The organism is Marinibaculum pumilum (genome assembly GCF_042646425.1).
Lineage (GTDB): Bacteria > Pseudomonadota > Alphaproteobacteria > Ferrovibrionales > Ferrovibrionaceae > Marinibaculum > Marinibaculum pumilum.
The window spans coordinates 1-548 of sequence record NZ_JBHRTR010000047.1 but is presented as its reverse complement, the minus strand read 5'-3'; the positions used below and the strand labels follow the sequence as shown (position 1 = coordinate 548).

Sequence of the window (548 nt, the reverse complement as noted above, 5' to 3'; positions counted from 1 at the left end):
ACCGTCTCGGGCGGTGACGACGCTGATCTGATCGCCGGCGGTGCCGGCGACGATGTTCTGGCGGGTGACGCCGGCGACGACGTGATCGATGGCGGTGAAGGTGCCGATGCCATCACCGGCGGTGAAGGCGCGGACAGCCTGTCCGGTGGCGCCGGCAGTGACTCGATCCAGGGCGGCACGGGTGCCGACACGGTCTCCGGTGGCGACGACGCTGACCTGATCACCGGCGGCGACGGCGATGACGTGCTGGCCGGTGATGCGGGCGACGACACGATCGATGGCGGCGAAGGCGCCGACGATATCGACGGTGGCGAGGGCGCAGACAGCCTGGCCGGCGGCGCGGGCAGCGATTCGATCCTTGGCGGTGCGGGCGATGACACCATCGATGGCGGCGACGATGCCGATACCGTCTCGGGCGGTGACGACGCTGACCTGATCGCCGGCGGCGCCGGTGACGATGTTCTGGCGGGTGACGCCGGCGACGACACGATCGATGGCGGCGAGGGCGACGACGATATCGGCGGTGGCGAGGGCGCAGACAGCCTGGC

Annotated in this window: 1 protein-coding gene; it reads left to right on the top strand. The window is 71.0% G+C overall.

The genetic code is table 11. The annotated features are described in order from the left end of the window. Positions 1–548 (top strand): calcium-binding protein (locus tag ACFOGJ_RS25025; RefSeq protein ID WP_379905791.1); only part of this gene is annotated, 548 nt, incomplete at both ends.